Raw genomic sequence first — 23,321 nt, forward strand, 5'->3', positions numbered from 1 at the left:
AGAAGAGCGAAGGGGATCAGGCCCCGGACGGCGGGCGGCCGGGGCCTTGAAGCGTGGGGGGACGGGTGGTCAGATGCCGACGTACTGCTCGGCGAACCAGTCCTGGTGGGTGCGTGAGGTCCGCAGCGCGTCCATGCGGGCCCGGCCCATGCGTTCCTCGAAGGACGAGCCGCTGTGCAGGAGGCCGATCATCCAGTGGGAGAACTCCTGGGCGCGCCAGATGTGCGTCAGGGACCGTTCCGAGTAGGCGGCGAGCGGTTCGGGCTCGCCGCGGTGGAGGTCGGCGGTGATCGCCTCGGCGAGGAGTTCGCCTTCGAGTACGGCGAGGTTGGCGCCCTTGGCGGCGGAGGGGCTGATCAGGCCGGCGGCGTCGCCGGCGAGGAGGAGGGAGCCGTACCGGAGCGTGTCGAGCACGTCCGACTCCAGGTCGACGACGGTGCGCTGGAGGATCGGGCCGCGCCGCAGGGGGCCGTACTCGGCGCCGCGCATCCGCACGTCGAGTTCGTCCCAGATCCGCTCCTCGCTCCATTCGCCGGCGGCGGTGCCGCGCTCGACCTGGAGGTAGTAGCGGGTGACGTCGGCGGAGCGGGCCATGTGTCCGGCGAAGCCGTGGGGGTGGGTCGCGTATCCGACGGCGTCGATGCTGGGCGGTGCCTCGGCGAGGAGTCCGAGCCAGGTGACGCCGTGGTCGCGCTGGTGGTTTACGGCCCCGCCCGGCAGGGAGCTGCGGCCCGCGCCGTATCGGCCGTCGCAGGCGGCGACGTACTTCGCCCGCCACCGTACGATGCGTCCGTCGGGTTCCCGGGCCGACACCCAGGGGCTGCCGCCGTCGAGGTCGCCGACCTCCAGTGCCTCGGTGCCGAAGCGGATGCGGCCGCCGGCGTCGAGGTACGCGGCGAGCAGGTCGCCGACGAGCTCGTGCTGGGGGTAGACGGTGTGGGGTTCGCCGTTGCCGCGCTCCGAGTAGTCGAGGCGGAAACGTCCCTCCTCGGTGCGGAACTCGCAGACGCCGTGTTCCTTTCCGCGCCGCCGCAGTCCTTCGTCCAGACCGTGGCGCCGGAGGACGCGCGCGGTGTGGGCGGCGAGGAATCCGGCTCGGGCACGGTTCAGGATGTGGTCGCGCCCGGTGCGTTCGAGGACGACGCAGTCGATGCCGCTGCGCTGTATGAGGTTGGCCAGGACGAGGCCGGCGGGACCGGCCCCGAGGATGACGACGTCTGCCGACTCCCGTTCATCCACTGTGTGTTGACTGTCTGTCACGGGAGTGGATCTTAGGCACGGGTTGGTGCGCCGCGGGGCCAACATCACCCGAATGCCACGTTCCAAGAGAAAAGGATTCTCCACGCGCACACGGTCCTCGACCCCGCAACCAACGTCCTCGGCCCCGCCACCAACGCCCTCGGGCCCCGCCGGCATCGGCGGGGCCCGAGGAGGATCGAACAGGGGTCAGAGGACGTTGACCGCGGCCCAGGCCTTGCCCACGGTGGCGTACTCGGTGCTGGTGGCGCCGTAGAGGTCCTTCGCCGCGTTGAGGGTCGCCACGCGGGCGCCCTTGTAGTCGGTGGTGGAGGTCATGTAGACGGTCAGCGCGCGGTACCAGATGGCGGCGGCCTTCTGGTTGCCGATGCCGGTGACGGTGGAGCCGTTGGACGTGGGGCTGTTGTAGGTGACGCCGTTGATCGTCTTGGTGCCGCTGCCCTCGCTGGCGAGGTAGAACCAGTGGTTGCCGACGCCGGAGGAGTTGTGGACGTCGAGACGGCCGACGGACTTCGACCAGGAGTCGGCGGAGCGGCCGTCGAGGGAGGGCTTGTCCATGCGGCGCAGCCACGGCGGGGTGGACTGGTCGCTGAAGAGGTAGTCGGGGGTGTCGACCGTGTTGTTGGCGTACCACTCGACCATCGTGCCGAAGATGTCGCTGGTGGCCTCGTTGAGGCCGCCGGACTCGCCGCTGTAGCGCAGGTTGGCGGTGGCGGAGGTGACGCCGTGGGTCATCTCGTGGCCCATGGTGTCGAGGTCGACCTGCTCGGGGTCGACCGTGCCGTTGCCGTCGCCGGTCATCATGCAGAAGCAGGCGTCCGACCACTGGGCGTTGTCCCAGTTGGTGCCGACGTGGACGAAGACGGTGGCGCCGCGGCCGTCGTTCTTGATGCCGTTCCGGCCGAAGGTGCTCTTGTAGTAGTCGTACGTCTTCGCCGTGTTGGCGTGGGCGTCGACGGCGGCGGTGGAGCGGTCGGTGGAGAACTTGCGGCCGTCGCCCCAGATGTTGTCGGCGTCGGTGAACAGGGTGCCGGAGGAGCTGTTCAGGGACGAGGACGAGACGTTGTGGGCGTCCTTGGTGATGTGGCCGCGGAGCGGGTCGATCAGGGCGAAGGTGCCGTTGGCCTGGAGGGTGGTGTCCAGGGTGATGTCGCCGGTGTACTCGGAGTGGCCGGTGCCGGCCGCCTCGCGCTCGGTGGCGTAGTTCTCGATCGCGGCGCCGGTGGAGGCGTCGGTGACGAACACCTCACCGTGCGGCTGGCCCTTGTCACCCAGGCCCTGCACGGTGGTGCGCCAGGCCAGGCGGGCGGTGCCGTCGGCGGCCCAGACGATGAGCTCGGGGGTGGACTTGGCGTTGTCGACCACGCCCTGCGCGCGCTTCAGGGCGCCGGCCGCGGTGCCCTTGCCGTCGACCTTGGGCGTGACGGAGGCGAGGGCGACCTTGTGGGCCTTGGCGTGGGAGGAGCCCTTCAGCGACCCGTCGGCCTTCTGGTGGACGACGAAGTCGCCGCCGACGACGGGGAGGCCGCGGTAGGTCCGCTCGAAGCGGACGTGCTGAGTGCCGTCGGCGTCGATCACGACGTCCTTGACCTGGAGCGCCTGGCCGGCGCCGAAGCCGAAGGTGTCGGCGTGGCGGGTCACGTTCGCCTCGGCGCGGGATATCGCCGTGTCGCGGACGGAGGAGCCGCTCCGCTCCGCGTCGGTCTGCGAGTAGGCGGGGGCGGCCAGGGTGCCCGTGGTGATGACGGCGGCGGCGACCATCGTGGAGAGGGCGAGGAGAGGACGGGGCATGACGGGGTGTTTCCTTCGCTCGTCGTGGGGGGTGACGACGTCCTGGGACGTTGACGCGAAGTGTTCACCAGGTGACATGTTCCTGACGCGATCCCATGTGGGATACAACTGTGGAGTTATACGGTGCCGGTGCCGAGCCCCTTGTGCTCCGCCATCCAATCGAGGCGTCTGACAGCGAACCCGGCCGTTCGGGCTTTCCTTGCCGGCGAACCTAGCCATGCGAGGTGAACTGCCGGGGGTGCTGGTGGCCATACGGGCGTGGGCCGAGACCAGCCGGGCCGTCCGCTTCGGATCTTGCACGATGATCGGTATGGACACGGAAACCTGCGACCCGACCGAGTTGGCCACCCTCCGCGAGATCTTCGCGCCCCGTCCCGAGGCGGCGCCGCCGGCCGGCTGGGAGGCAGTGCGGTCCTTCGAGGCGGAGCACGGCATCGTGCTGCCGGAGCCGTACCGCACGTTCGTGGCGGAGGTCTGCGACGGCCTGCGTGCCGGGCCGCCCTACTACGGTCTGCTGCCCTTCGCGCAATCGCCCTCGGACTGGGGCTCCGACCGTGCCGAGCGCCTGCTTGCCGAACCGTTTCCCCTCACGGCGGCGTGGATGTGGGAAAACGACGAGGAGGACGCCGAGGCACTGTCGGAGCAGGAGCTCGAGAGGCGCATGGACGCCGCGTTCGACCACGGCTCCCTGTTGCTGGGCACCGACGGCTGCGGCATGTACTGGCACCTGGTCGTCACCGGGCCGCAGCGCGGTCACGTCTGGCTGATCGACGAATACGGCGCGATGCCCTTCTGCGACAAGCCAGTCGCGGTGTGGGACGGTGTCGTCGGGCGGAGGCCGGGAGTAGAGGCCGCAGAAGGACGAGGGCCAGAGTCTGTCGCCTTCCTGACAGGGTGCGGCCGGGGTCTATGTCTGCCTGGAAAGCCCTGGATCACATAGTCCTGTCAGGGCTTCGCGCAGGGTTCGTCTGTCGCACGCGAACGTGCCTTCGCCCGAACCGAGTTGGTCCGGGCGAAGGCACGTTGGGACAGCGGCGGCGGGGTGGTGGGGGTGCCGGGACGGCGCCTGTCACGGTGTCGGCCCGCGGGGCTGTTCGACTCGACGGGAGGTGCAGCCCGGGTCAGAGCCCCATCAGGGCGGCCGGCCCCTGCTCCCTCGGGGGGTCCAGTCGACCGCCAGTTCGGAGATGATCTGTGCCGTCGAGGTGATCACGGCGCCGGCCTGCTCCATGCGACGTAGCGCGGCGTCGTCGCGCGGCATGCCGACGGCGGTGGCGATCTTGGCCAGGTTGAGAGCGCTCTTCTTCACGCCCTCCACGTCGTGCGAGTGCGTCCAGGACATCGTGCCGGTCTGGTGGTCGATCAGCAGCATCGCTGCGTTGTCCGCAGTGACACCTTGCTGTGCGTCGTTCCCGTCCTCTCCTGATGGTCGCTGTTTCTGCCGTCACAGTTCCGGTTGGCCGTCGGCGCGAGGGGCGTCTCGCCGAACCCCGGGCCGCCGGACGTTGCTCGTCCTGCCGGGGGAGCGCTCGGCCGGCTCGGGGACGTGGTCGGCGGCCCAGCTGGCCAGGATGCGGAGGGCGTCTTCGGAGTCGCTGCCCGGCTCGGCGCCGTAGGCGAACAGGATGAGGCCGTCGGCGGGCAGGTCGAGGGATTCGTAGGCGAGGTGAAGAGTGCCGACCACGGGGTGGTGGATGGCTTTGGCGCCCTGGTGGTACTGGCGGACGTCGTGGCCGGCCCAGCGGGTACGGAAATCGTCACTGCGGGTGGACAGCTCACCGATGAGGTCGGTGAGGTCCTTGTCGTAGGGGTCGCGGCCGGCCTGGGCGTGCAGGAGAGCGACCAGGTTGTCGGCGGCACTTTCCCAGTCGCCCCAGAACTGGCGGGAGCGGGGGTCCAGGAATATGAACCGGCCGTGGTTGGGGGTGGCTCCCCCGGCAGCTTCGATCATGGGGGCGTAGAGGGCACGGCCGAGGCTGTTGGCGGCCAGGACGTCACCACGGCCGTTCAGGACGAACGCCGGGCAGGCCATGGAGTCCAGGAGACGCCGCAGGTTCGGCCGCACCGAGGCGGCGGCCGCCCGGCGTCGGCGTCGACGTCCCGGGCCGGCGGCGCGGGCAAGGTCCTCCAGATGGGTGCGGTCGTCCTCGCTCAGCCGCAGCGCCCGAGCGAGGGCGTCAAGGACCTGGTCCGACACTCCGGACAGGTCACCGCGCTCCAACCGCGCGTAGTACTCGACGCTCACCCCGGCGAGCTGCGCGACCTCTGCGCGCCTCAGTCCCGGTACCCGACGGGGGCCATGGGCGGGCAAACCCACCTGCTGCGGGCTGATCCTGGCGCGGCGGGAGGTCAGAAACTCCCGGGTCTCGGCTGCATTGTCCACGGTTTCCAGGTTAGGGCGACATCCCGGAGCCATCCCGGAAGGAGGGGTGCCCTGCCAGTACACCTTTCACCAGTGGCTTCTCCCCAGCCCGAAAGTTACGTTCAGATAGCCGAAGGAAATACCAGACGATCTCACCAGGAAATAGAAAGAGAAAGAGATACTGTCATGGCGGATATTTCGGAGATGGTCAAGGGTCTGGCGAAGGGCCTCAGCAGCCCGGTGCGTGCGCCGATCCTGCACACGCCGGACGAGTACGGGATGGTGTACGAGGACGTCACGTTCCCGTCACTGGACGGCACCCCGCTGGAAGCTTGGTGGATCCCCTGCCCGGGCTCGGACAAGCTGATCATCGCCAACCACCCGATGCCCATGAACCGCTACGGCTTCCCCTCGCACCTGCCCCCGTGGCAGTTCGTCCCCGGCAACACCATCGAGGTCAACTACATGCGGGAGTACCAGCACCTGCATGAGGCCGGTTACAACGTGCTGACCTACGACGCACGCAACCACGGCCAGAGCGGCGACGCCAACGGCTCCATCTTCACCTGGGGCCAGTTCGAGTCCCGTGACGTGGCCGGCTCGCTGCGGTACGCCAGATCCCGCCCCGACGCGGCCACCATGAAGGTGGGCCTGCTCAGCCGCTGCATGGGCGCCAACGCCACGTTCATGGCGATGACCCGGCACCCGGAGCTTTTCGCGGACGTGCACGCCCTGGTCGCCATCCAGCCCATCTCGATGCGCGCGATGGTCGAGCGCAACCTTGAAGCGATGGGGATCACAGGCCAGTTCGAGGCCGTCGACCGGGAGGTGGAACTGAACCTCAGCTTCACCATCGACGAGGTGTCGCCGATCGAGTACGCCAAGAACTGCCAGGTGCCCACCTTCATCACCCAGGTGCGTGACGACGCGCTGACCAAGCCCTCCGATGTGCAGGCAATCTTCGACGCCGTCCCCGTCGGCGACAAGAAGCTGTTCTGGATCGAGGGCAGCACCCGGCGCTGGGACGGCTACAACTACTTCTCCGAGCAACCCGAGCAGCTGGTCGAGTGGTTCGACAAGCACGTGAACTGAAACCCATGTCACCCTCGGGCCGCCTGACGGCCCGAGGGTGACGCACAACGGCGCTCGTCTCCATCGCCGCTACAGCAGCGAGGCAAACATCCCTGGTTTCGCGCGTCTCGTCTTCAGCCCTCACGATGTCGGCCGCCCGAAGCCGGGTCAGGCGGCTTGGTCGAGGTCGGCGGCGCCCGCGTCCAGCCCACACATCACCGCAGCGGTCTCCTTGTCCCACCCCAACGCCCTGCTGACCACCACGCCCGGGTGAACTGGTCCACGTCGACATCAAGAAGCTCGGCAACATCCCCGATGTCGGCGGGCATCGGATCATGCCCCGCCAGCAGGCCGCCGGCAACCGGCAGGCCACAACCGACGCCCGTAAGGGCGGCAGTCCCGTGATCGGCTACAGCGTCGCGGGTCAATACAACTAGCTTGGATGGCAAAGGGCTAAGTTCGCCGTCAAAGGACACCCCTGACGCAGCCGGGGCGCCGCTCCTGACTGAACCGTCTCAACGACCTTTTCCGCACCTGGCGAGACGTCATCGTGTCAGCCAGGCCACCGTCCGGCAGGCGCTGAACTCGCCCACGCCCCCGCCCCGCGGGCAGCGGCCTCCCGTCGTGGGCCCGGCCGAGGGGCGGATCGGTCCGCTGATCGACGCCATCCTCGATGAGTACGCCGCTGCCCACGCCGGCCAGTCCCCGCCACGAGGGTTCCAGGCAAGGCATCGCCCAGGACTGGTACCACATCTCGATCTCGGAGGCGGCAGACCAGGACTGAATCGTTTGACGTCCAACCCAGTCGCCCCAGGTCAGGGCACGGCACCGGACTCGCGCAAGGCCTGCGATGTCGGCGGAGAATCGTTTGGGCAGTGCTCGGCAGAGAGAGCATCATGTGGCAATGTCTGAGAACCGATTCTCTGTGGCACCGACCGTGACGCGGCTCCCCCAGTACACCAAGGCGGACCAGGAAGAGATCCTGGGCATCAGCGATGATCCCTTCGGTGTCGCCTCGACCGATCTGACCTGGCTGCCGAAAGAAGAGCACTTCGGCATCAGACACGAGGACCGGCTTGTGGCACACGCCGGCCTGCTGCGACTGCCTGTCGCGATCGGCGACGCCGCGACAGAGGTGGTGGGCGTCGGCGGGGTGGCCGTCGCACCCAGCATGCAGGGCCATGGCCTGGCTCGGCTCGGCTCGTCGTCACAGCTGCCCTTGAGCACGCCCGCACGATGGGTCCTCGGCACGCACTCCTGTTCTGCCGGCCTCCCCTCTGTGCCGCTCTACAAGCGCCTCGGATGGCACCCGCTCGACAACGACGTACTTGTCGAACAACCCGGAGGCCGCCTGGTGACCATGCCGCTGCGGACCATGGTGAGGCCCTTGCGCGACGATGCCCGCTGGCCGTCAGGGCCGGTACGGCTGTTCTCGCTCCCTATGTGACGGAAAGCCGGCCGGCAGGGCGACCGGGGTTCATCCGTCAGTGTCGGGCCTCGGTCACGAACCCGACCCAGCTCACCTGATCGTTTGCCCACCCATCCAGTCGCCGCGGGTCGACGAGAACAGAACGACCGACTTCACTGTCAAAGGACAGCCGGGGCGCCGCTCCTCACGAAGACGCGTCAGCCCGAGGCCCCCCGCGCGAACTCCTCGCCGCCGTTCTCCCACCAGGCCAGGTACTGCGGCCGCTGCCGTACCAGCGAGAGGTACGCCTCCGTCAGGCGCTCCCCCACCGCGTCGGCGAGCTCGGCCGGAACCGTCTCCGTGTTCCAGGCCAGCTGGAGGCGCCGGTGGAACGGGACGTCGACGAGAGGCCGCTGCACGGTCCCCTGGGCGGGCACGTCTGCGCTGGGCCACACCCCGCAGACGGCACGGCGGCCCGCGACCAGGATCTGCGCCACGGACAGGTCCGGCGTGACGTGCGCGATGCGCGGGCTGAACCCCGCCGACTGGCAGGTGAGATGGAGATAGGCGTGCACCCCGCTCTCGTCGGCCTCGGGCATCACCCACTCCTCCTCGCTCAGGTCCCGCAGGCTGACCCGCTCCTGGCGGGCCAGCGGGTGGTCGTCGGCGAGCAGGACGAAGACCGGTTCGCGGAGCAGGGTGCGGGTCGCCACGGTGTCGCCGACCGGCAGGGGGAAGCCGGGGAACTCACCGAAGACCGTGATGTCGCATTTCGACCGGCTCAGGGCTTTCACCAGGGTGTGCACCGAACGGCGGGCGTCGATGGTGAGCCGGTTCTCCGGCACGAGCTCGAACAGGGCGGACACCAGCAGCGATACGAGGGGACCGGCGGTCCCGCCGGCGCGCAGCGGCGCGACCGTCGTCCCCTTGTCCGTCTCGGCGGCCGACCGGGCGTACTCGCGCAGCCGGTCGAAGCCGACGACGAGGTCGCGCGCGCACCGCAGGACGTACTGGCCGTTCTCGTTCGGCTTCACGCCCTCGGCGCTGCGGACGAAGAGCGGCCCGCCGAGTTCGTGCTCGATCCGTTTCAACTGCGCGCTCGTCGCGGGCTGGGACAGCTGCAGACGTGCGGCGGCTTTGCGGATGCTGCCGGACTCGGCGACGGTGAGCAGGACACGGAGGTGCCGGAACTCAAGGTGCATGAACATTCCCCGCTCAGGGCGGAGGGCCCCTGTGCACCCCCCGTGACCAGCAGTACCAGCTGCCCGACGGCATGGTCACCCAGCCTCCGGCGGGCCCGTCCGGGCGGCAACCACGGGACGGCAAAATCTACGTGCGCATGCCACGTCTTTGCACCGGCATCGCACGTCGCCCAAGGACCGATCCGGGCACACGCCCGGGACCGATCCGGCACCCACCCGGGACCGATCCGGCGCACGCCGGGGGCGCGTCGGCCCAGAGAGCACGCGCCGCCCGGACGCCGCCCCTTGGAGAGTGATTCATCGGCCCGCGCTTGTTGGGCACATGGGGCGAAGGGCACCTTCGTGGACGAAACGGAGGACACTCATGGCCGATCCCTTGACCGACGCCCAACAGGACGTACAGAAGTACCGGGACCTGCTGCGGAACGAGCCGCAGAGCCCGGAGCGGAACAACTGGCGCGGCGCCCTCGCGTCGGCGCTGTGCGACCGGCTCGCCCCGGCGCTCGCACCGCTGCGGCCCGACGAGGCCGCGGCCGCCGCCCGTGAGGGCATCGGCATCACCCGGGAGCTGCTCGCGGAAGGCGCCTTCCCGCAGTCGCGCCAGGGCTTCGCCCGGCGGATCGCGGTGGCCGCCGGGTATCTTCCGGCGGCCGAAGGGGTGACCGCCACCGAGTCGTCGGTGGCCGTCTACCGGGAGCTGTCGGCGGCGCGGCCGGACGATCTGGAGCAGCTCGCCTGGCTGCCCTGGGTCCTCGCGGGCATGCTCGCCCCGCGCCAGGCGACGGCGGGGCAGGCGGCGGGCGCGGCGGAGTCGGCGCGGGAGGCGGTGCGGCTCACGGAGCGGATCCTGGCGGTGCCGCCGCTGCCTCCGAACGCCGCCGGGCACGCCCAGCTGATCGGCGACGTCGCGCGGTTCCTGCCGCCCGGTGAGGCCGTCACCGCCACCGAGGCCGCCATCGCCGTGTACCGGAGGCTCTCGGCGGCCGAGCCCGCGAGCATCCGGCTGCGCGACCAGGTGGCGGAGTCGCTGTCCGGCCGGCTCGCCCCGCGCCAGGCGGCCGCGGATCAGGGGATCGGGGCCGAGCAGTCGGCGCGCGAGTCCATCCAGATCACCAAGGGCGTCATCGAGGAGCCGTTCGCCGCGGGGAACCTCCAGGGCTACGGGCGGCGGATCCTGATGGTGGCCCAGTACCTCCCCGTCGACGAGATGCTCCGGGAGACCGAGTTCGCGGTCGGTCTCTACCGCCGCGTCGCCCACCTGGACCCGCACAACGAGGGCGCCACGGGCGCGCTGGTGTGGGCGATGGGGGTGTGGGCCGACCGTCTCGACCGGGCCGGCCGGCACCAGGCCGCGAAGGCCGTACGGGACGAGGCCGAGAAGGTCTCCAAGTACGGCGAGCACAGCATGGCGGGCGAGGACGTGCGGTTCCCGGCGCGTACCCCGGTCGCCGTCGTCTCCCGGCACCAGGGACAGCTCGACGTGTTCGCGGTCGGCGAGAACGGGCTGGTGCGGAGCCAGTGGTGGAACGGGATGTGGCACGAGTACATCACCCTCGGCGCGCAGACCTTCGCGGACGGCACCGTGATCTCGGCCGTCACCCGGTCCACGAACTATCTGGACCTCTTCGCCGTGGACGGCGGCGGGGTGCTCCGTACGGCCTGGTGGAACGCGGACGACAAGTGGGACACCCGGTGGCTGCAGGTCGCGGGCAGCGGACTCTTCCCGGCGTCGACTCCGGTGACCTCGCTGAGCCGCAACTCGGACCTCATGGACGTATGGCTGGTGGACGCCGCCGGCACGGTCAACGGGGTGTGGTGGAACGGGCAGTGGAAGGACTGGTACACCCTGCCGGGGCCGAAGTTCCCGCAGCGGGCGCCCCTCACCTCGGTCAGCCGCAACGACGACACCATGGAGATCTGGGGCGTCGACGAGCACGGCGCCGTGTGGACCATCGGCTGGAACGGCTCCTGGGACCCGTCCAACTGGACCCGGATCGGCACCAGGACCTTCCCGGCCGGCACCCGGATCGCCGCCGCCTCGCGCGACGCCGACAAGTCGGAGATCTGGGCCGTCGACGAACACGGCGAGGTGTGGGGCGCCTGGTGGGACCACGGCTGGCACGACTGGTACCAGATCCCCGGCATGACCTTCCCCGTCGGCACCCCGCTCACCGCGACCAGCCGCCGCGACGGCTCGCACCTGGAGCTGTTCGGGGTCGGCGGCGACGGCCACGTGTACTCGGCGTACTTCGACGGCGACAACTGGAACCATCCCGGCGAGGACGGTCAGCCGAAGTACTGGTTCGCCCGGGGCAAGGAGAAGGACCGGCTGCCGGAGCGCACCCCGCTCGCGGTACAGATGCGCGTCTTTCCCCCGCCCTCGCACGTGTTCGCCATCGACGTCTTCGGGGTCGGCGCCGACTCGGGCATCCACGGTTTCCGGTTCCAGGAGCAGTGGCACCCCTGGTACCGGCTCCCCGTCCCGGTCGTCAAGCTCCAGCGGCCCATCGAGAGCGGCGGTCTCGCGGCGCTCGGCGGCTGGGCCGGGGTGAACATCTGCGTCGACGGCAGCGTGCAGTGGTACGGCCACGCCCACGACAGCGGTGCGGACGGCTACGACTTCGGCGTCGCCTTCTACGTCCGCGCCGACAAGCGCATGATCGCCCTGTCCCACAACGGCAGCGTGACGGCCGGGAGACCGAACCACGACTGGGAGGAGATCCATCCGCCGACCGGAGTGGTCAAGGGCATCCTGTCGGACCTCCTCGGCGCCGAGGCCTCCATGGTCCTGGAGTACACCAGCCACATCGGCCAGACCCTGGAGGGCGTCGTCTCACTGGGCCTCAAGTGGTTCGTGGGGTCCCTGATCGGCGACGTGGCCGGCGGCCTCGCGATCTTCATCGGGGTCGAGCTCGGCTCGCTCCTCGCCACCGGGGAGTTCGGCGCCGGTGCGGTGATCGTGGAGAACGTGCTGTGGATGGCCGGGCCGGGCAACACCCTGCTCGCCATCGCCGCCCACGGCATCAGCGAGCTCGGCTACGACGAGAAGGAAGTCCCCGAGGAGGCGTACCGGCTCATCAACGAGCACGTCTTCGGGGGCACCCTCCCCGCGCACGGGGACCTGTGCATCACCAACGTCGCGGCGCACGGCGGGGACGAGAAGACGGCGGCCTTCACGATGTCGTCGCCCGTCGGCGGCAAGATCCGCCTCAACATGGGCCAGCAGGGCTACGACGACCCCATCGGCTACGACACCGGCGAGAAGGGGCAGACCGGCCTGCGGATCATCCCGTACGAGACCCTCGTCCACGAGCTCGTCCACGCCTGGCAGATCAAGTGGACCGGCTTCGACCTCTCCTGGTTCGCCGACGCCGTCTCCGCCACGGTCGAGGGAGAGGGCTCCTACCAGTACGGCCCCGCCGGGCCTGAGTTCGCGGGCGGCTTCACCATCGAGGGCCAGGCCCAGATCGTCTCGGACTGGTTCAACAAGTTCGCCAAGAACGACACCGACCCCAAGGCGGGCTTCGCGCAGCTCGACGACAACAAGGCGATCACCGACCCGTACTTCCGCTACATCCAGGGCAACATCCGTCTGGGCAACTACTGACGGAGCCCGAGCCCGCCTCGGCGGGCTCAGGTCAGCCGAGCCAGTCGCGGAATCGGGCGTGTGACGGTCCGCATGTGCCGTCGGCCAAGGCGTCCTCGTAAGCCTGCCTGGCTGCGGCTTCCCTCTCTTCCGCCGAGGTGCCGGCGGACGTGAGGGACCCTGAGCCGACTGCGTAGGTCGTGCATCGCGGAGAGACCGGTTGAACGGCGTACCACCCGAAGGCGACGACGCCGGCCAGCGCAGCCAGGGTGATGAAGCGGCGTCTGGGTGTGCGGAAGAACGGGTTGATCACCCATGGATGGTACGGAGCCGCCACGAAGGCAACTGCATCGGCCCGCGCGGGTCCCCGGGCCCCGGCTCCGGCGGGTCAGTGCCGCAGCAGGGCGCAGACGAAGTCCTCCTGGACCGCGCGGACCTTGGCGAGCAGCTCGGGTTTGACGGTCTTGCTGGTCTGGGTGGTCAGCGAGAAGGTGAGGGCGCGGGAGCCGTCGGCCGTGCCGGCCGCGAACTGGGTGTAGCCCGGGGTGTTGCCGGTGTGGCCGTAGACGGTGCCGCAGCGCGTCCGGTAGCGGAAGATCGCGAGTCCGGCGGCGTTGACGCCGGGGCCGGCGGGCTCGGACGCGGCGCCGGTGAGGAACGTGCGCTGCTGGGCCCGGGTCTCCTCGGACAGGAAGTGCGGTCCGCCGGCCCAGGCGCGGATGAAGGCGTTGAGGTCCTTCGGGGTGGAGACGACGCCGCCGGAGGCCCAGACGCCGGAGGCGCCGATGAGTTCGCTGATGTCCTCGGGCGGGGCGGGCGGGGTGACGTCGTAGCCGTGGAGGTAGGGCTTCGGCATGCGGTAGCCCTGCGGGAGGCTGGTCCGCTCCAGGTCGAGGGGCCGGTAGACGAGGTGGTCGAGGAGCCGCTCGTAGGGTCGTCCGGTGGCGGCCTCGGCCATCAGCGCGACGGCGATGTTGTCGGAGTTCGAGTAGGCGTAGGTCGATCCCGGCGGGAACTCCAGTGGCTTGTCGGCGACGAAGTCGAGCAGGCGGCGGGAGTCGAAGCGGTGCCGGGGGTCCTTGCGCAGGATGGCGATGAAGGCGGGCGCCTTGGAGAAGTCGGGAAGGCCGCTGGTGTGGTTGAGCAGCTGGCGCAGGGTCACCTGGTGCCAGGCGGCGGGCAGGGCCGGCAGGCGTTCGCCGATGGTGTCGTCGAGGTCGAGCCGGTGCCGGTCCACCAGGCGCAGCGCGACCGCGCCGCTGAAGGCCTTGGCGACGCTCGCGATCCGCATGTGGTCGGTGGGGTGGGGCGGGCGGCCGGTGTCGAGGTCGGAGACGCCGGCCCGGTAGACCTTCGTGCGGTCGCCGTGCCGCAGCACCACGATGACGCCGGGCGGTCCTCCGGCCGTGCGGACGAGCCCGTCCAGCTCCTTCTGCAGGCCCTTGTCCGGCGGCTTCGGCGTGGGCGTGGCCGTGGCCTGCGCGGGCTGGACCAGGGCGGCGAGCGCGGCGGACGCGGCGAGGCCGGCGACGGGGAGGCGCAGACGTGCGCGCGAGCGGGGGCGGGGGCGTGCCGGCACGGGGACTCCTTCACGGTGCTGCCGGGCGGTGTGACGCCCGGTTCAGAGGGTCCGGTTCAGCATCGGACGTGGTGTCGGGGGCCGCCCGCCCGGTGGTCCATCCGGCCCAGGCGGAGCGTGACCCGTGACGGCTCCGGGCGTCCGCGTACAGCGTGGTGGCGATGATCCATGTCACTGTCGTGGGACCTTCAGATGGCCACGGCGCAGCCCTTAGCGTTGCCAGAACGAGCCGGGCGCGACGCGGGTGAGTGCCGTCCTCGGGGCGGCGCGGACCCGGGGGAGATATCGGCGACCCGTAGGGCTCATCACCGGCAGGGTGAAGGGAGCAGGATGTTCCGCAAGGTACTGGTGGCGAACCGCGGGGAGATCGCGATCCGCGCGTTCCGCGCCGGCTACGAACTGGGCGCGCGCACGGTGGCCGTCTTCCCCCACGAGGACCGCAACTCGCTGCACCGGCTGAAGGCCGACGAGGCGTACGAGATCGGTGAGCCCGGCCATCCGGTGCGGGCCTACCTGTCCGTGGACGAGGTGATCCGGGCGGCCCGTCTCGCGGGTGCCGACGCGGTCTATCCGGGGTACGGGTTCCTGTCCGAGAACCCGGAACTGGCGCGCGCCTGCGAGGAGGCGGGCATCACGTTCGTGGGGCCTTCCGCGCAGACCCTGGAGCTGACCGGCAACAAGGCGCGTGCCGTGGCGGCGGCCCGTGAGGCGGGCGTGCCCGTGCTCGGGTCCTCGGCGCCCTCGACGGACGTGGACGAGCTGGTGGCGGCGGCCGGGGAGATCGGTTTCCCGGTGTTCGTGAAGGCCGTGGCCGGCGGTGGCGGCCGTGGCATGCGGCGGGTCGAGGACCCGGCGGTGCTGCGGGAGTCCATCGAGGCGGCGGCGCGCGAGGCGGAGTCCGCTTTCGGCGACGCGACCGTGTTCCTGGAGAAGGCCGTCGTCGACCCGCGCCACATCGAGGTGCAGATCCTCGCCGACGCCGAGGGCAATGTCATCCACCTGTTCGAGCGCGACTGCTCGCTGCAGCGCCGCCACCAGAAGGTCATCGAGCTGGCGCCCGCCCCGAACCTCGACCCGGAGGTGCGGCGGCGGATCTGCGAGGACGCGGTGCGGTTCGCCCGCCGCATCGGCTACCGCAACGCGGGTACGGTCGAGTTCCTCCTCGACCCCGAGGGCAACCACGTCTTCATCGAGATGAACCCGCGCATCCAGGTCGAGCACACGGTGACCGAGGAGGTCACCGACATCGACCTGGTGCAGTCGCAGCTGCGCATCGCCTCCGGTGAGACCCTCGCGGACCTCGGCCTCACCCAGGAGTCCGTCGTCCTGCACGGCGCCGCCCTGCAGTGCCGGATCACCACCGAGGACCCGGCCAACGGCTTCCGCCCGGACACCGGCATGATCAGCGCCTACCGCTCGCCGGGCGGCTCCGGCATCCGGCTCGACGGCGGTACGACGCACGCGGGCACGGAGGTCAGCGCCCACTTCGACTCGATGCTGGTCAAGCTGACCTGCCGGGGCCGGGACTTCAGGACGGCCGTCGACCGGGCGCGGCGCGCGGTCGCCGAGTTCCGCATCCGGGGCGTGTCCACGAACATCCCGTTCCTGCAGGCCGTGCTCGACGACCCGGACTTCCAGGCGGGCCGCGTCACGACGGCGTTCATCGAGCAGCGTCCGCACCTGCTGACCGCACGTCACTCGGCGGACCGCGGCACGAAGCTGCTGACGTACCTCGCGGACGTCACCGTGAACAAGCCGCACGGCCCCCGGCCCGAGCTCGTCGCCCCGGCCACCAAGCTGCCGCGCCTTCCGGCGGGCCAGCCGCCGGCCGGCTCGCGGCAGCGCCTCGCGGAGCTGGGTCCGGAGGGGTTCGCGCGGAGCCTGCGCGAGTCGCCGACCCTGGGGGTCACCGACACCACCTTCCGCGACGCCCACCAGTCCCTCCTCGCGACCCGGGTGCGGACCAAGGACCTCCTCGCCGTCGCCCCGACGGTGGCGCACACCCTGCCGCAGCTGCTCTCCCTCGAATGCTGGGGCGGAGCCACGTACGACGTCGCCCTGCGCTTCCTCGCCGAGGACCCCTGGGAGCGGCTCGCCGCGCTGCGCGAGGCCGTGCCGAACCTCTGTCTGCAGATGCTGCTGCGGGGCCGTAACACCGTGGGGTACACCCCGTACCCGACGGAGGTGACCGACGCCTTCGTGCAGGAGGCCGCCGCCACCGGCATCGACATCTTCCGGATCTTCGACGCGCTGAACGACGTCGACCAGATGCGGCCGGCGATCGACGCCGTACGGGAGACCGGCACGGCCGTCGCCGAGGTCGCGCTCTGCTACACGGCCGACCTGTCCGACCCGGCGGAACGGCTCTACACGCTGGACTACTACCTGCGGCTCGCCGAACGGATCGTCGCCGCGGGCGCCCACGTCCTCGCGGTCAAGGACATGGCCGGTCTGCTGCGTGCCCCGGCCGCGGCCAAGCTGGTCTCGGCGCTGCGCCGGGAGTTCGACCTGCCCGTGCACCTGCACACCCACGACACGGCGGGCGGTCAGCTCGCCACCTACCTCGCGGCGATCCAGGCGGGCGCCGACGCGGTGGACGGCGCGGTCGCCTCCATGGCGGGCACGACCTCGCAGCCGTCGCTCTCGGCGATCGTCGCCGCGACCGACCACTCCGAACGCCCCACCGGGCTCGACCTCCAGGCGGTCGGCGACCTGGAGCCGTACTGGGAGAGCGTCCGCAAGATCTACGCCCCCTTCGAGGCGGGCCTGGACTCGCCGACCGGGCGCGTCTACCACCACGAGATCCCCGGCGGGCAGCTCTCCAACCTGCGCACCCAGGCCGTCGCGCTCGGCCTCGGCGACCGCTTCGAGGACGTCGAGTCGACGTACGCGGCCGCCGACCGGATGCTGGGCCGGCTGGTGAAGGTCACCCCCTCGTCGAAGGTGGTGGGCGACCTGGCGCTGCACCTCGTGGGCGCCGGTGTCGCGCCGGAGGACTTCGAGGCGGCGCCCAACCGCTTCGACATCCCCGACTCCGTCGTCGGGTTCCTCCACGGCGAGCTCGGGACCCCGCCCGGCGGCTGGCCGGAGCCCTTCCGCAGCAAGGCCCTCGAAGGCCGCCCCGCGCCCAAGCCTCCGCGCGACCTCACCGCCGAGGACCGCGCCGGCCTCGCCAAGGACCGGCGCGCCACGCTCAACCGCCTGCTCTTCCCGGGGCCGACGAAGGCGTACGAGTCTCACCGCCAGGCCTTCGGCGACACCAGCGTCCTCGACAGCAAGGACTTCTTCTACGGGCTCCGCCCGGGGAAGGAGTACGCCGTCGACTTCGGGCCCGGCGTCCGGCTCCTCATCGAGCTCGAAGCCATCGGCGAGGCCGACGAACGCGGCATGCGCACGGTCCTGTCCACCCTGAACGGCCAGTTGCGGCCGATCCAGGTGCGGGACAACGCGGCGGCGGCCGACCTCCCGGTGACCGAGAAGGCCGACCGGTCCGACCCCGGCCATGTCGCCGCGCCGTTCGCCGGTGTGGTCACGCTGGCCGTCGCCGAGGGCGACGAGGTCGAGGCCGGTGCGACGGTGGCGACGATCGAGGCGATGAAGATGGAGGCGTCGATCACCGCCACCCGGAGCGGGCGGGTGACCCGCCTCGCGATCACCAGGATCCAGCAGGTGGAAGGCGGGGACCTCCTGGTCGAGATCGGCTCCGTTTAAGCGGTGACGAAATAGTGGCCGGGGCGGGCGCGCTCGGCGGAAGGTCTTCTCGGCACCGGGCAACGGGTGCCGAAACCTCTTACCACCTTCCACCGTGAGGACGGCCATGACCAGCATGACCACCGCCGGAACGACCACCGGCAGGGCGTTCCGGAGCCTGAGGACGCTCGCCCTCGGCCTGACCGCGCTCGCCCTCGGGATCACCGGCGCGGCCGGCACCGGCTCGCCGGCCGCCGCCGCGCCGCTGTCCCTCAGCGGCCCCTCCTCCTTCACCGGCGACGCCGCCGCCGAGCTGGTGAAGAAGGAGGGCGACTCCTTCCGCATCTGGCACAACACCAAGGGCTGGGACCGGAGTTGGCCCTGGGACGTCGACAGCGCGCTCAACGGCAGCGGCTGGAGCGGCGTCGACCCCGCCAGGATCTACTTCGCGGACCTCAACAACGACCAGTTCAAGGACCTCATCCAGCTGGACGGCGACGGCTTCCGCGTCTGGTACCACAACGGCACGCCGAGGTTCGGCGCCAACCCGTGGACCGGACTGCCGTTCCGCACCGGCAGCGGCTGGTCCGGCGCCGACCCGTCGGCCGTCTGGTTCGCCGACATCGACGGCGACGGCCGGGCCGACCTCATCGCCAGGAACGGCGACGAGCTCCGCTACTACCCGAACAACGGGAGCGGCAACAACTGGGGTTCGCCCGTGACCATCGGCTACGGCTACGGCGGCCACAACCCCCGGGGGATCTGGTTCTCCGACCTCAACGGCGACCTGCGCGCCGAGCGCATCGAGCTCTTCGGCGACAGCTTCCTCGTCGCCCCCAACACCACCGGCGGCGGGCGCGGTTGGCCCTGGGGCACCGCCTACTTCACCGGCAGCGGCTGGTCCGGCCAGAACCCCGCGAACATCTGGTTCGCCGACCTCACCGGCGACGGGCGCGCCGACCTCGCCCACAAGTCCGGTGACGCCCTCAAGTACTACCCCAACAACGGCTCCAACAGCAGCCGCACCAACTGGGACGCGGCGGTCGGGGCCGGCGACGGCTGGTCCGCCGTCGACCCCAAGGGGATCTACTTCGCCTGATCCCTGAGGTACGGGGGTCCACAGGGAGACGGCAGCACACGGGGGACGGCCCCGAAGCCCGGCTACGGCTTCGGGGCCGCGTGCTGGCCGGGAGCCCCCAGCAACTCCCCCGCGAGCGGCGTCCGTTGATGCAGCATCCAGCGCCCCGAGCGGCGTGAGGTGACGAGACTGCACCGTCGCAGCACCGACAGATGCTGCGACACCGCCGCCGACGTCAGATCCAGATAGGCGGCGAGCTGGCTGGTCGACAACGGCAGGTCCAGGTGCGCGAGCAGCGCCGCCCTGCTGCGCCCGATCAGCTCGGCCAGCGGCTGCCCCGTCTCCCCGGCCGCCTCGTCCGTCCACAACCGCCCGATCCCGCGCGGCGAGTACGTCAGCGTCGGCTGGTACGGCTCGTTGTGCAGCACCAGCAGCCTCGGCCACGCGAACACACACGGAACGAGCAGCAGCCCCGCCCCGTCCGGCGTCCGCCGCGCCGAGTGCAGCGGCTTGTCGATCAGCAGCCGGTCCACCTCGTACCGCGCCTCGGGATGCAGATCGTCGAAGACCTTCGCGAGGCCCCCCGTGGTCAACTGCCCCGCCCGATGGGCGATGTCCGCGTCGTGCAGTGCCCGCAGCCGCGGCCACACCGGCTCCACCGCCGCCCGCCAGTACGCCGCCATCCCGTCCACGAGCCCCGGCATCTCCCGCTCCGGGTCCTCGTACAACGGCCGCAGCACCCCAGGCAGGCCCTCCCCCTCGTCCAGTTCCTCGAGCGCCGTCCGTACGACCTCCGCCGGCGTCGCCGCGATCGCGTCCAACTCGTCACGGAAATCCCCGGTCAACGCCTCCGGCGGCGGCGCCAGAAAGTCCGGCACCACCCTCGGCCCCTGCGCCAGCGCACACAGCACCCGCAGATCCATCCCCCTCACCCGCCCCACCGCGAACCCCAGCCACGGCCGGTGCACCACCCCCCTCCGCGTCCCCGCCAGCACCGGCACACTGTGCACGAGCTCCTCCAGCGGAGAGCGCGCGAACCGTATCCGCGTCAGATCGTCGGGCCCGAAGATGATCTCGATCACGGCAGGGAGCGTACTCCCGGCCGGCGCCGGCCGGGCGAGCGCGCACCTCCCCGTACGGAGACGGGTTCGAGGCCGGTCAGCAGCACCCCGCTGGCGTCCGGGGGACGGATCGGCGAGGCTGGCGAGCATGTTTTCGGTGGTGCAGAACGTGGCGATCGACTGTGCGGACGCGTATGAACTGGCGCGGTTCTGGAGTGGGGTGACGGGGAAGGCGGTGGATCCGGAGTGCGGGCCGGGGGACCGGGAGACGCAGGTGACGCTGGCGGGCGGTCTCGTGCTGTATTTCAACGAGGTGCCCGAGGCGAAGACGGGGAAGAACCGCGTGCATCTGTGTCTGCGGCCCGAGGGTTCGCGGGACGAGGAGGTCGGCCGGCTGCTGGGGCTCGGGGCGGTGCTCGTGGCGGATCGCCGGAACGCGGACGGGTCGGGGTGGGCGGTGCTCGCCGATCCGGAGGGCAACGAGTTCTGCGTGCTGAGGAGCGAGTCCGATCGTGCCGCAATGGGCTCGTGAGGACGGGGCACACGGGCACACGGGGACCCTTATTGAGACTTAGTAACTAAGAAGCTTAGAATTCGCGGAGCCCTCGCGCAGCCGGTCGCCCAGCCGGGGCGGCGGCGGGGGCTCCGCCGTGTCCGCCGTGGGTGGAGTTGTTCGGCGGTCGAGCAAGAGGAGAAGGGGCTACCTCGTGGCTTCCCACCGCCGCCCGAAGCAGACCAACCCGCGGTACGCAGGGGTGCTCACCGTGACGGCAGCGGCGGCTGTCGCCTTGTCGACGCAGGCGGCGTCGGGCGACCCGCTGCCCGACCCGAGCAAGAAGGGTGTGGAGGCGCAGGTCGACCGGCTCTACGAGCAGGCGACGCAGGCGACGGAGAAGTACAACGGGGCCGGGGAGAAGGCGGAGACGCTCAGGAAGCAGGTGGCCGCGCTCCAGGACGCAGCCGCGCGCAAGCAGGGAGAGCTCAACGAACTCCGGGATCGGATCGGCACGGTGGCGGCGGGGCAGTACCGCTCGGGAGGTATGGACCCGGGACTTCAGCTGTTCCTGTCGGGGGACCCCGACACGTATCTGGAGAAGGCCTCCACCCTCGACCGGGCGGGCGACCGGCAGACGGCCGTGCTGCAGCAGTACCTGGCGCAGCAGCGGGCGCTCCGGCAGCAGCGTGAGGAGGCGTCCGGGAAGCTGCGCGAGCTGGACGGGGTGCAGAAGGAGCTGGGGAGGCGGAAGGGCGAGATCCAGGGCAAGCTGCGCGAGGCGCAGCGGCTCCTCAACACGCTGACGGCGAAGGAGCGGGCGCGGATCGCCGAGCGGGAGGACCGGGCCAACCGGGCGAGCGCGCGCGTCGACCTGGGTGACGAGACGAGCGCCTCCTCGCGCGCGGCAGCCGCCTTCGCCGCCGCGAAGAGCCGCGTCGGCATGCCGTACGTCTGGGGGGCGAGCGGGCCGAACTCCTTCGACTGCTCGGGCCTCACCTCGTGGGCGTTCCGCCAGGCCGACGTCTCCATACCCCGCACCTCCCAGGCGCAGGCGAACATCGGCACCCGCATCGGCTCGCTGAGCGACCTCAGGCCCGGCGACCTGATCATCATGCGCACCGACCTGAGCCACGTCGGCTTCTACGCGGGCAACGGGCAGATCCTGCACTCCCCCAAGCCGGGCGCGCAGGTCCGCTACGAGTCCATCGCCCGCAGTGGCATGCCCTTCATGTGGGGCGTCCGTATCGGCTGACCCCGTCCGCGGCCGAGGCCTCTCCGACCTGCGCGTCTACTATGAATCCGAGTGCGGGAACGGCGGAGAGGACACGGCCCATGCGTCGGCTGGGGGAGCTTGAGGCGGAGATCATGGACCGCTTCTGGAGATGGGACCGTCCCGCGACCGTCCGGGAGGTCGTCGACGACATCAACCAGGACCGGGACGTCGCCTACACCACGGTGACCACCGTGACGAGCATCCTGTTCCACAAGGGCCACCTCACCCGCACCCGCGACGGCCGCGTCTGGCACTACCAGGCCGCCGCGTCCCGCGAGGCCTACGCGGCCGCCCTCATGGAGGACGGCCTCGGCGCCAGCGAGGACCGGCCGGCCGCGCTCGCCCAGTTCGTGGAGAACCTCGACGCCGACGAGATCGCGGCGCTCCGCAAGGCCCTGCGCGCCGTCGGACGGCGGGAGCGGGAGTGAACGCGGCCCCGGCCCTGCTGGGGTACGCGGCGGTGGTGGGCTTCGCCGTGCCGCGCGTCCTCACCCGCAGCGCCTGGCCCTACCGGGCGCCCGCCCTCGGCGCCGCCGTGTGGCTCGCCCTCACCGTGTCGTTCACGCTCGCGGTGGCCCTCGCCGCCTCCCAGCTCGCGACACCGACCGAGCACCTCCACGCGGGGCTCCTCGGACTGCTCCACGCCTGCGGTCTCGGCACCGCGGCACCCGCTCCGAACCCGGGCACCGCCGAGCGGCTGGCCCTGGCCATGCCCCTCGCCGTCGTCGGCGCCTACGTCGTGGCGGCCGTCTGTCACCTCGCCCGCGCCGGGCTGATCCGCGCCCGGCATCGCGACCGGCTCGACAAGGTGGGCACGCGCTGCGACCGGCTGCGCGTGACGGTCCTCCCGCACGCGACACCGGGGGCGTACTGCCTGCCGGGGTTCCGTTCGCGGATCGTCGTCAGCGACGCCGCCGTCCGTCTGCTCACCGAGGAGCAGATGGGCGCCGTCCTGGCCCACGAACGCGCCCACGTCTCCGGCCGGCACCACCTTCTGCCGGCCGCCACCCACGGCTTCGCCACCCTCTTCCCCGGGCTTCCGCTCGCCCGCCTGGCACGCGAGCAGACCGCCGTCCTCCTGGAGATGATCGCGGACGACCGTGCGCTCCGGCACCATTCCCGCGAGGTCCTCGCCACCGCGATGTACGAGATGGCGGCGGCCCGCGCCCCCGAGGGCGCCTTCGCCGCGGGCGGGTCGACCGCGCTCCTCCGCATGAGCCGTGTCCTCGGCCCCCACCGCGCCCCGCACCCGGCCTTCCGGGGCTCCATGGCCTCGGTGGCCCTGGCCGTCCCGCTCCTCCCCCTGCTCGTCGCCTGTCCTCCCGGCCTCTGACCCCGGCCGACCCGGCCGACCCGCCGACCCGATCGAGCTGGTGAGCGAAGCTCGAACGTCGCGCCGAACGGCACCAGCCATGCGAGGGAGCGCACGGCGTCACCATCAAGCCGATCCACGGGCGCGGGGCATGG

Annotated in this window: 18 protein-coding genes and 1 pseudogene; 11 read left to right on the plus strand and 8 right to left on the minus strand. The window is 71.1% G+C overall.

Translation table 11 applies throughout. From position 1 onward, the window contains the following. Nucleotides 1-69: 69 nt before the first annotated feature. Together ACZ7G1_RS37320 and ACZ7G1_RS37325 are read right to left on the minus strand one after the other, a co-directional pair. Nucleotides 70-1,260: a 4-hydroxybenzoate 3-monooxygenase gene (locus ACZ7G1_RS37320; RefSeq protein WP_470881658.1), complete on the minus strand. Its 1,191-nt coding sequence runs from the start codon at nucleotides 1,258-1,260 to the stop codon at nucleotides 70-72. A 186-nt stretch (nucleotides 1,261-1,446) separates the two neighbouring features. Further along, nucleotides 1,447-3,048: a M4 family metallopeptidase gene (locus ACZ7G1_RS37325; protein ID WP_470881660.1), complete on the minus strand. Its 1,602-nt coding sequence runs from the start codon at nucleotides 3,046-3,048 to the stop codon at nucleotides 1,447-1,449. Nucleotides 3,049-3,358: 310 nt separating this feature from the next. Between ACZ7G1_RS37325 and ACZ7G1_RS37330 the strand changes: the two genes are divergently transcribed. Beyond that, nucleotides 3,359-3,988 (plus strand): SMI1/KNR4 family protein, encoded by a 630-nt coding sequence (locus ACZ7G1_RS37330; protein WP_470881661.1) that lies wholly within the window; start codon nucleotides 3,359-3,361, stop codon nucleotides 3,986-3,988. Between the two features lie 192 nt (nucleotides 3,989-4,180). On the opposite strand, the gene ACZ7G1_RS37335 is transcribed toward ACZ7G1_RS37330, so the two are convergent. Both ACZ7G1_RS37335 and ACZ7G1_RS37340 read right to left on the minus strand, forming a co-directional pair. Beyond that, a complete protein-coding gene (locus ACZ7G1_RS37335) occupies nucleotides 4,181-4,420 on the minus strand; it encodes a hypothetical protein (RefSeq protein WP_470881663.1) in 240 nt (79 codons plus the stop codon). Nucleotides 4,421-4,492: 72 nt separating this feature from the next. Further along, nucleotides 4,493-5,431, minus strand: coding sequence for a helix-turn-helix domain-containing protein (locus tag ACZ7G1_RS37340; RefSeq protein WP_470881664.1), 939 nt, complete (start codon nucleotides 5,429-5,431; stop codon nucleotides 4,493-4,495). Nucleotides 5,432-5,596: 165 nt separating this feature from the next. Between ACZ7G1_RS37340 and ACZ7G1_RS37345 the strand changes: the two genes are divergently transcribed. The 3 genes and pseudogenes from ACZ7G1_RS37345 (at nucleotide 5,597) to ACZ7G1_RS37355 (ending at nucleotide 7,928) form a co-directional block, all read left to right on the plus strand. Then, nucleotides 5,597-6,502, plus strand: coding sequence for an alpha/beta hydrolase family protein (locus tag ACZ7G1_RS37345; RefSeq protein WP_470881665.1), 906 nt, complete (start codon nucleotides 5,597-5,599; stop codon nucleotides 6,500-6,502). 245 nt (nucleotides 6,503-6,747) lie between these two features. After that, a pseudogene (locus ACZ7G1_RS37350) lies at nucleotides 6,748-6,897 on the plus strand (IS481 family transposase); the annotation flags it as partial. A 488-nt stretch (nucleotides 6,898-7,385) separates the two neighbouring features. Then, entirely contained in the window at nucleotides 7,386-7,928 is a 543-nt protein-coding gene (locus tag ACZ7G1_RS37355) for a GNAT family N-acetyltransferase (protein ID WP_470881667.1), read from the plus strand. Between the two features lie 179 nt (nucleotides 7,929-8,107). On the opposite strand, the gene ACZ7G1_RS37360 is transcribed toward ACZ7G1_RS37355, so the two are convergent. Then, a complete protein-coding gene (locus ACZ7G1_RS37360) occupies nucleotides 8,108-9,091 on the minus strand; it encodes a LysR family transcriptional regulator (protein ID WP_470881669.1) in 984 nt (327 codons plus the stop codon). Between the two features lie 364 nt (nucleotides 9,092-9,455). Between ACZ7G1_RS37360 and ACZ7G1_RS37365 the strand changes: the two genes are divergently transcribed. Continuing rightward, nucleotides 9,456-12,698, plus strand: a complete 3,243-nt coding sequence (locus ACZ7G1_RS37365) for a hypothetical protein (RefSeq protein WP_470881670.1) — start codon at nucleotides 9,456-9,458, stop codon at nucleotides 12,696-12,698. A gap of 31 nt (nucleotides 12,699-12,729) precedes the next feature. Here ACZ7G1_RS37365 and ACZ7G1_RS37370 read toward each other — a convergent pair whose 3' ends face one another. Together ACZ7G1_RS37370 and ACZ7G1_RS37375 are read right to left on the minus strand one after the other, a co-directional pair. Continuing rightward, nucleotides 12,730-12,990, minus strand: a complete 261-nt coding sequence (locus ACZ7G1_RS37370; RefSeq protein ID WP_470881672.1) for a hypothetical protein — start codon at nucleotides 12,988-12,990, stop codon at nucleotides 12,730-12,732. A gap of 75 nt (nucleotides 12,991-13,065) precedes the next feature. Beyond that, entirely contained in the window at nucleotides 13,066-14,256 is a 1,191-nt protein-coding gene (locus ACZ7G1_RS37375) for a serine hydrolase domain-containing protein (protein WP_470881674.1), read from the minus strand. Nucleotides 14,257-14,586: 330 nt separating this feature from the next. On the opposite strand from ACZ7G1_RS37375, the gene ACZ7G1_RS37380 reads away from it, so the two are divergent. Further along, the gene (locus ACZ7G1_RS37380) at nucleotides 14,587-17,967 is read left to right on the plus strand and encodes a pyruvate carboxylase (protein WP_470881676.1); all 3,381 of its coding nucleotides are present in this window, start codon (nucleotides 14,587-14,589) and stop codon (nucleotides 17,965-17,967) included. A 106-nt stretch (nucleotides 17,968-18,073) separates the two neighbouring features. Continuing rightward, nucleotides 18,074-19,045, plus strand: a complete 972-nt coding sequence (locus tag ACZ7G1_RS37385; RefSeq protein ID WP_470881678.1) for an FG-GAP repeat domain-containing protein — start codon at nucleotides 18,074-18,076, stop codon at nucleotides 19,043-19,045. Between the two features lie 62 nt (nucleotides 19,046-19,107). Here ACZ7G1_RS37385 and ACZ7G1_RS37390 read toward each other — a convergent pair whose 3' ends face one another. Next, nucleotides 19,108-20,106: an ArsR/SmtB family transcription factor gene (locus tag ACZ7G1_RS37390; RefSeq protein ID WP_470881680.1), complete on the minus strand. Its 999-nt coding sequence runs from the start codon at nucleotides 20,104-20,106 to the stop codon at nucleotides 19,108-19,110. Nucleotides 20,107-20,233: 127 nt separating this feature from the next. Here ACZ7G1_RS37390 and ACZ7G1_RS37395 point away from each other — a divergent pair, with 127 nt between their 5' ends. The 4 genes from ACZ7G1_RS37395 (at nucleotide 20,234) to ACZ7G1_RS37410 (ending at nucleotide 23,187) form a co-directional block, all read left to right on the plus strand. After that, the gene (locus ACZ7G1_RS37395; protein WP_470881682.1) at nucleotides 20,234-20,617 is read left to right on the plus strand and encodes a VOC family protein; all 384 of its coding nucleotides are present in this window, start codon (nucleotides 20,234-20,236) and stop codon (nucleotides 20,615-20,617) included. Between the two features lie 175 nt (nucleotides 20,618-20,792). Beyond that, entirely contained in the window at nucleotides 20,793-21,833 is a 1,041-nt protein-coding gene (locus ACZ7G1_RS37400; RefSeq protein WP_470881684.1) for a C40 family peptidase, read from the plus strand. Between the two features lie 80 nt (nucleotides 21,834-21,913). Continuing rightward, nucleotides 21,914-22,282 (plus strand): BlaI/MecI/CopY family transcriptional regulator, encoded by a 369-nt coding sequence (locus ACZ7G1_RS37405; RefSeq protein ID WP_470881686.1) that lies wholly within the window; start codon nucleotides 21,914-21,916, stop codon nucleotides 22,280-22,282. Continuing rightward, a complete protein-coding gene (locus ACZ7G1_RS37410) occupies nucleotides 22,279-23,187 on the plus strand; it encodes a M56 family metallopeptidase (RefSeq protein ID WP_470881687.1) in 909 nt (302 codons plus the stop codon). The genes ACZ7G1_RS37405 and ACZ7G1_RS37410 overlap by 4 nt, the downstream gene beginning before the upstream one ends. The last annotated feature ends 134 nt before the right edge of the window (nucleotides 23,188-23,321 follow it).

This window comes from Streptomyces sp. NPDC037273, assembly GCF_055603625.1.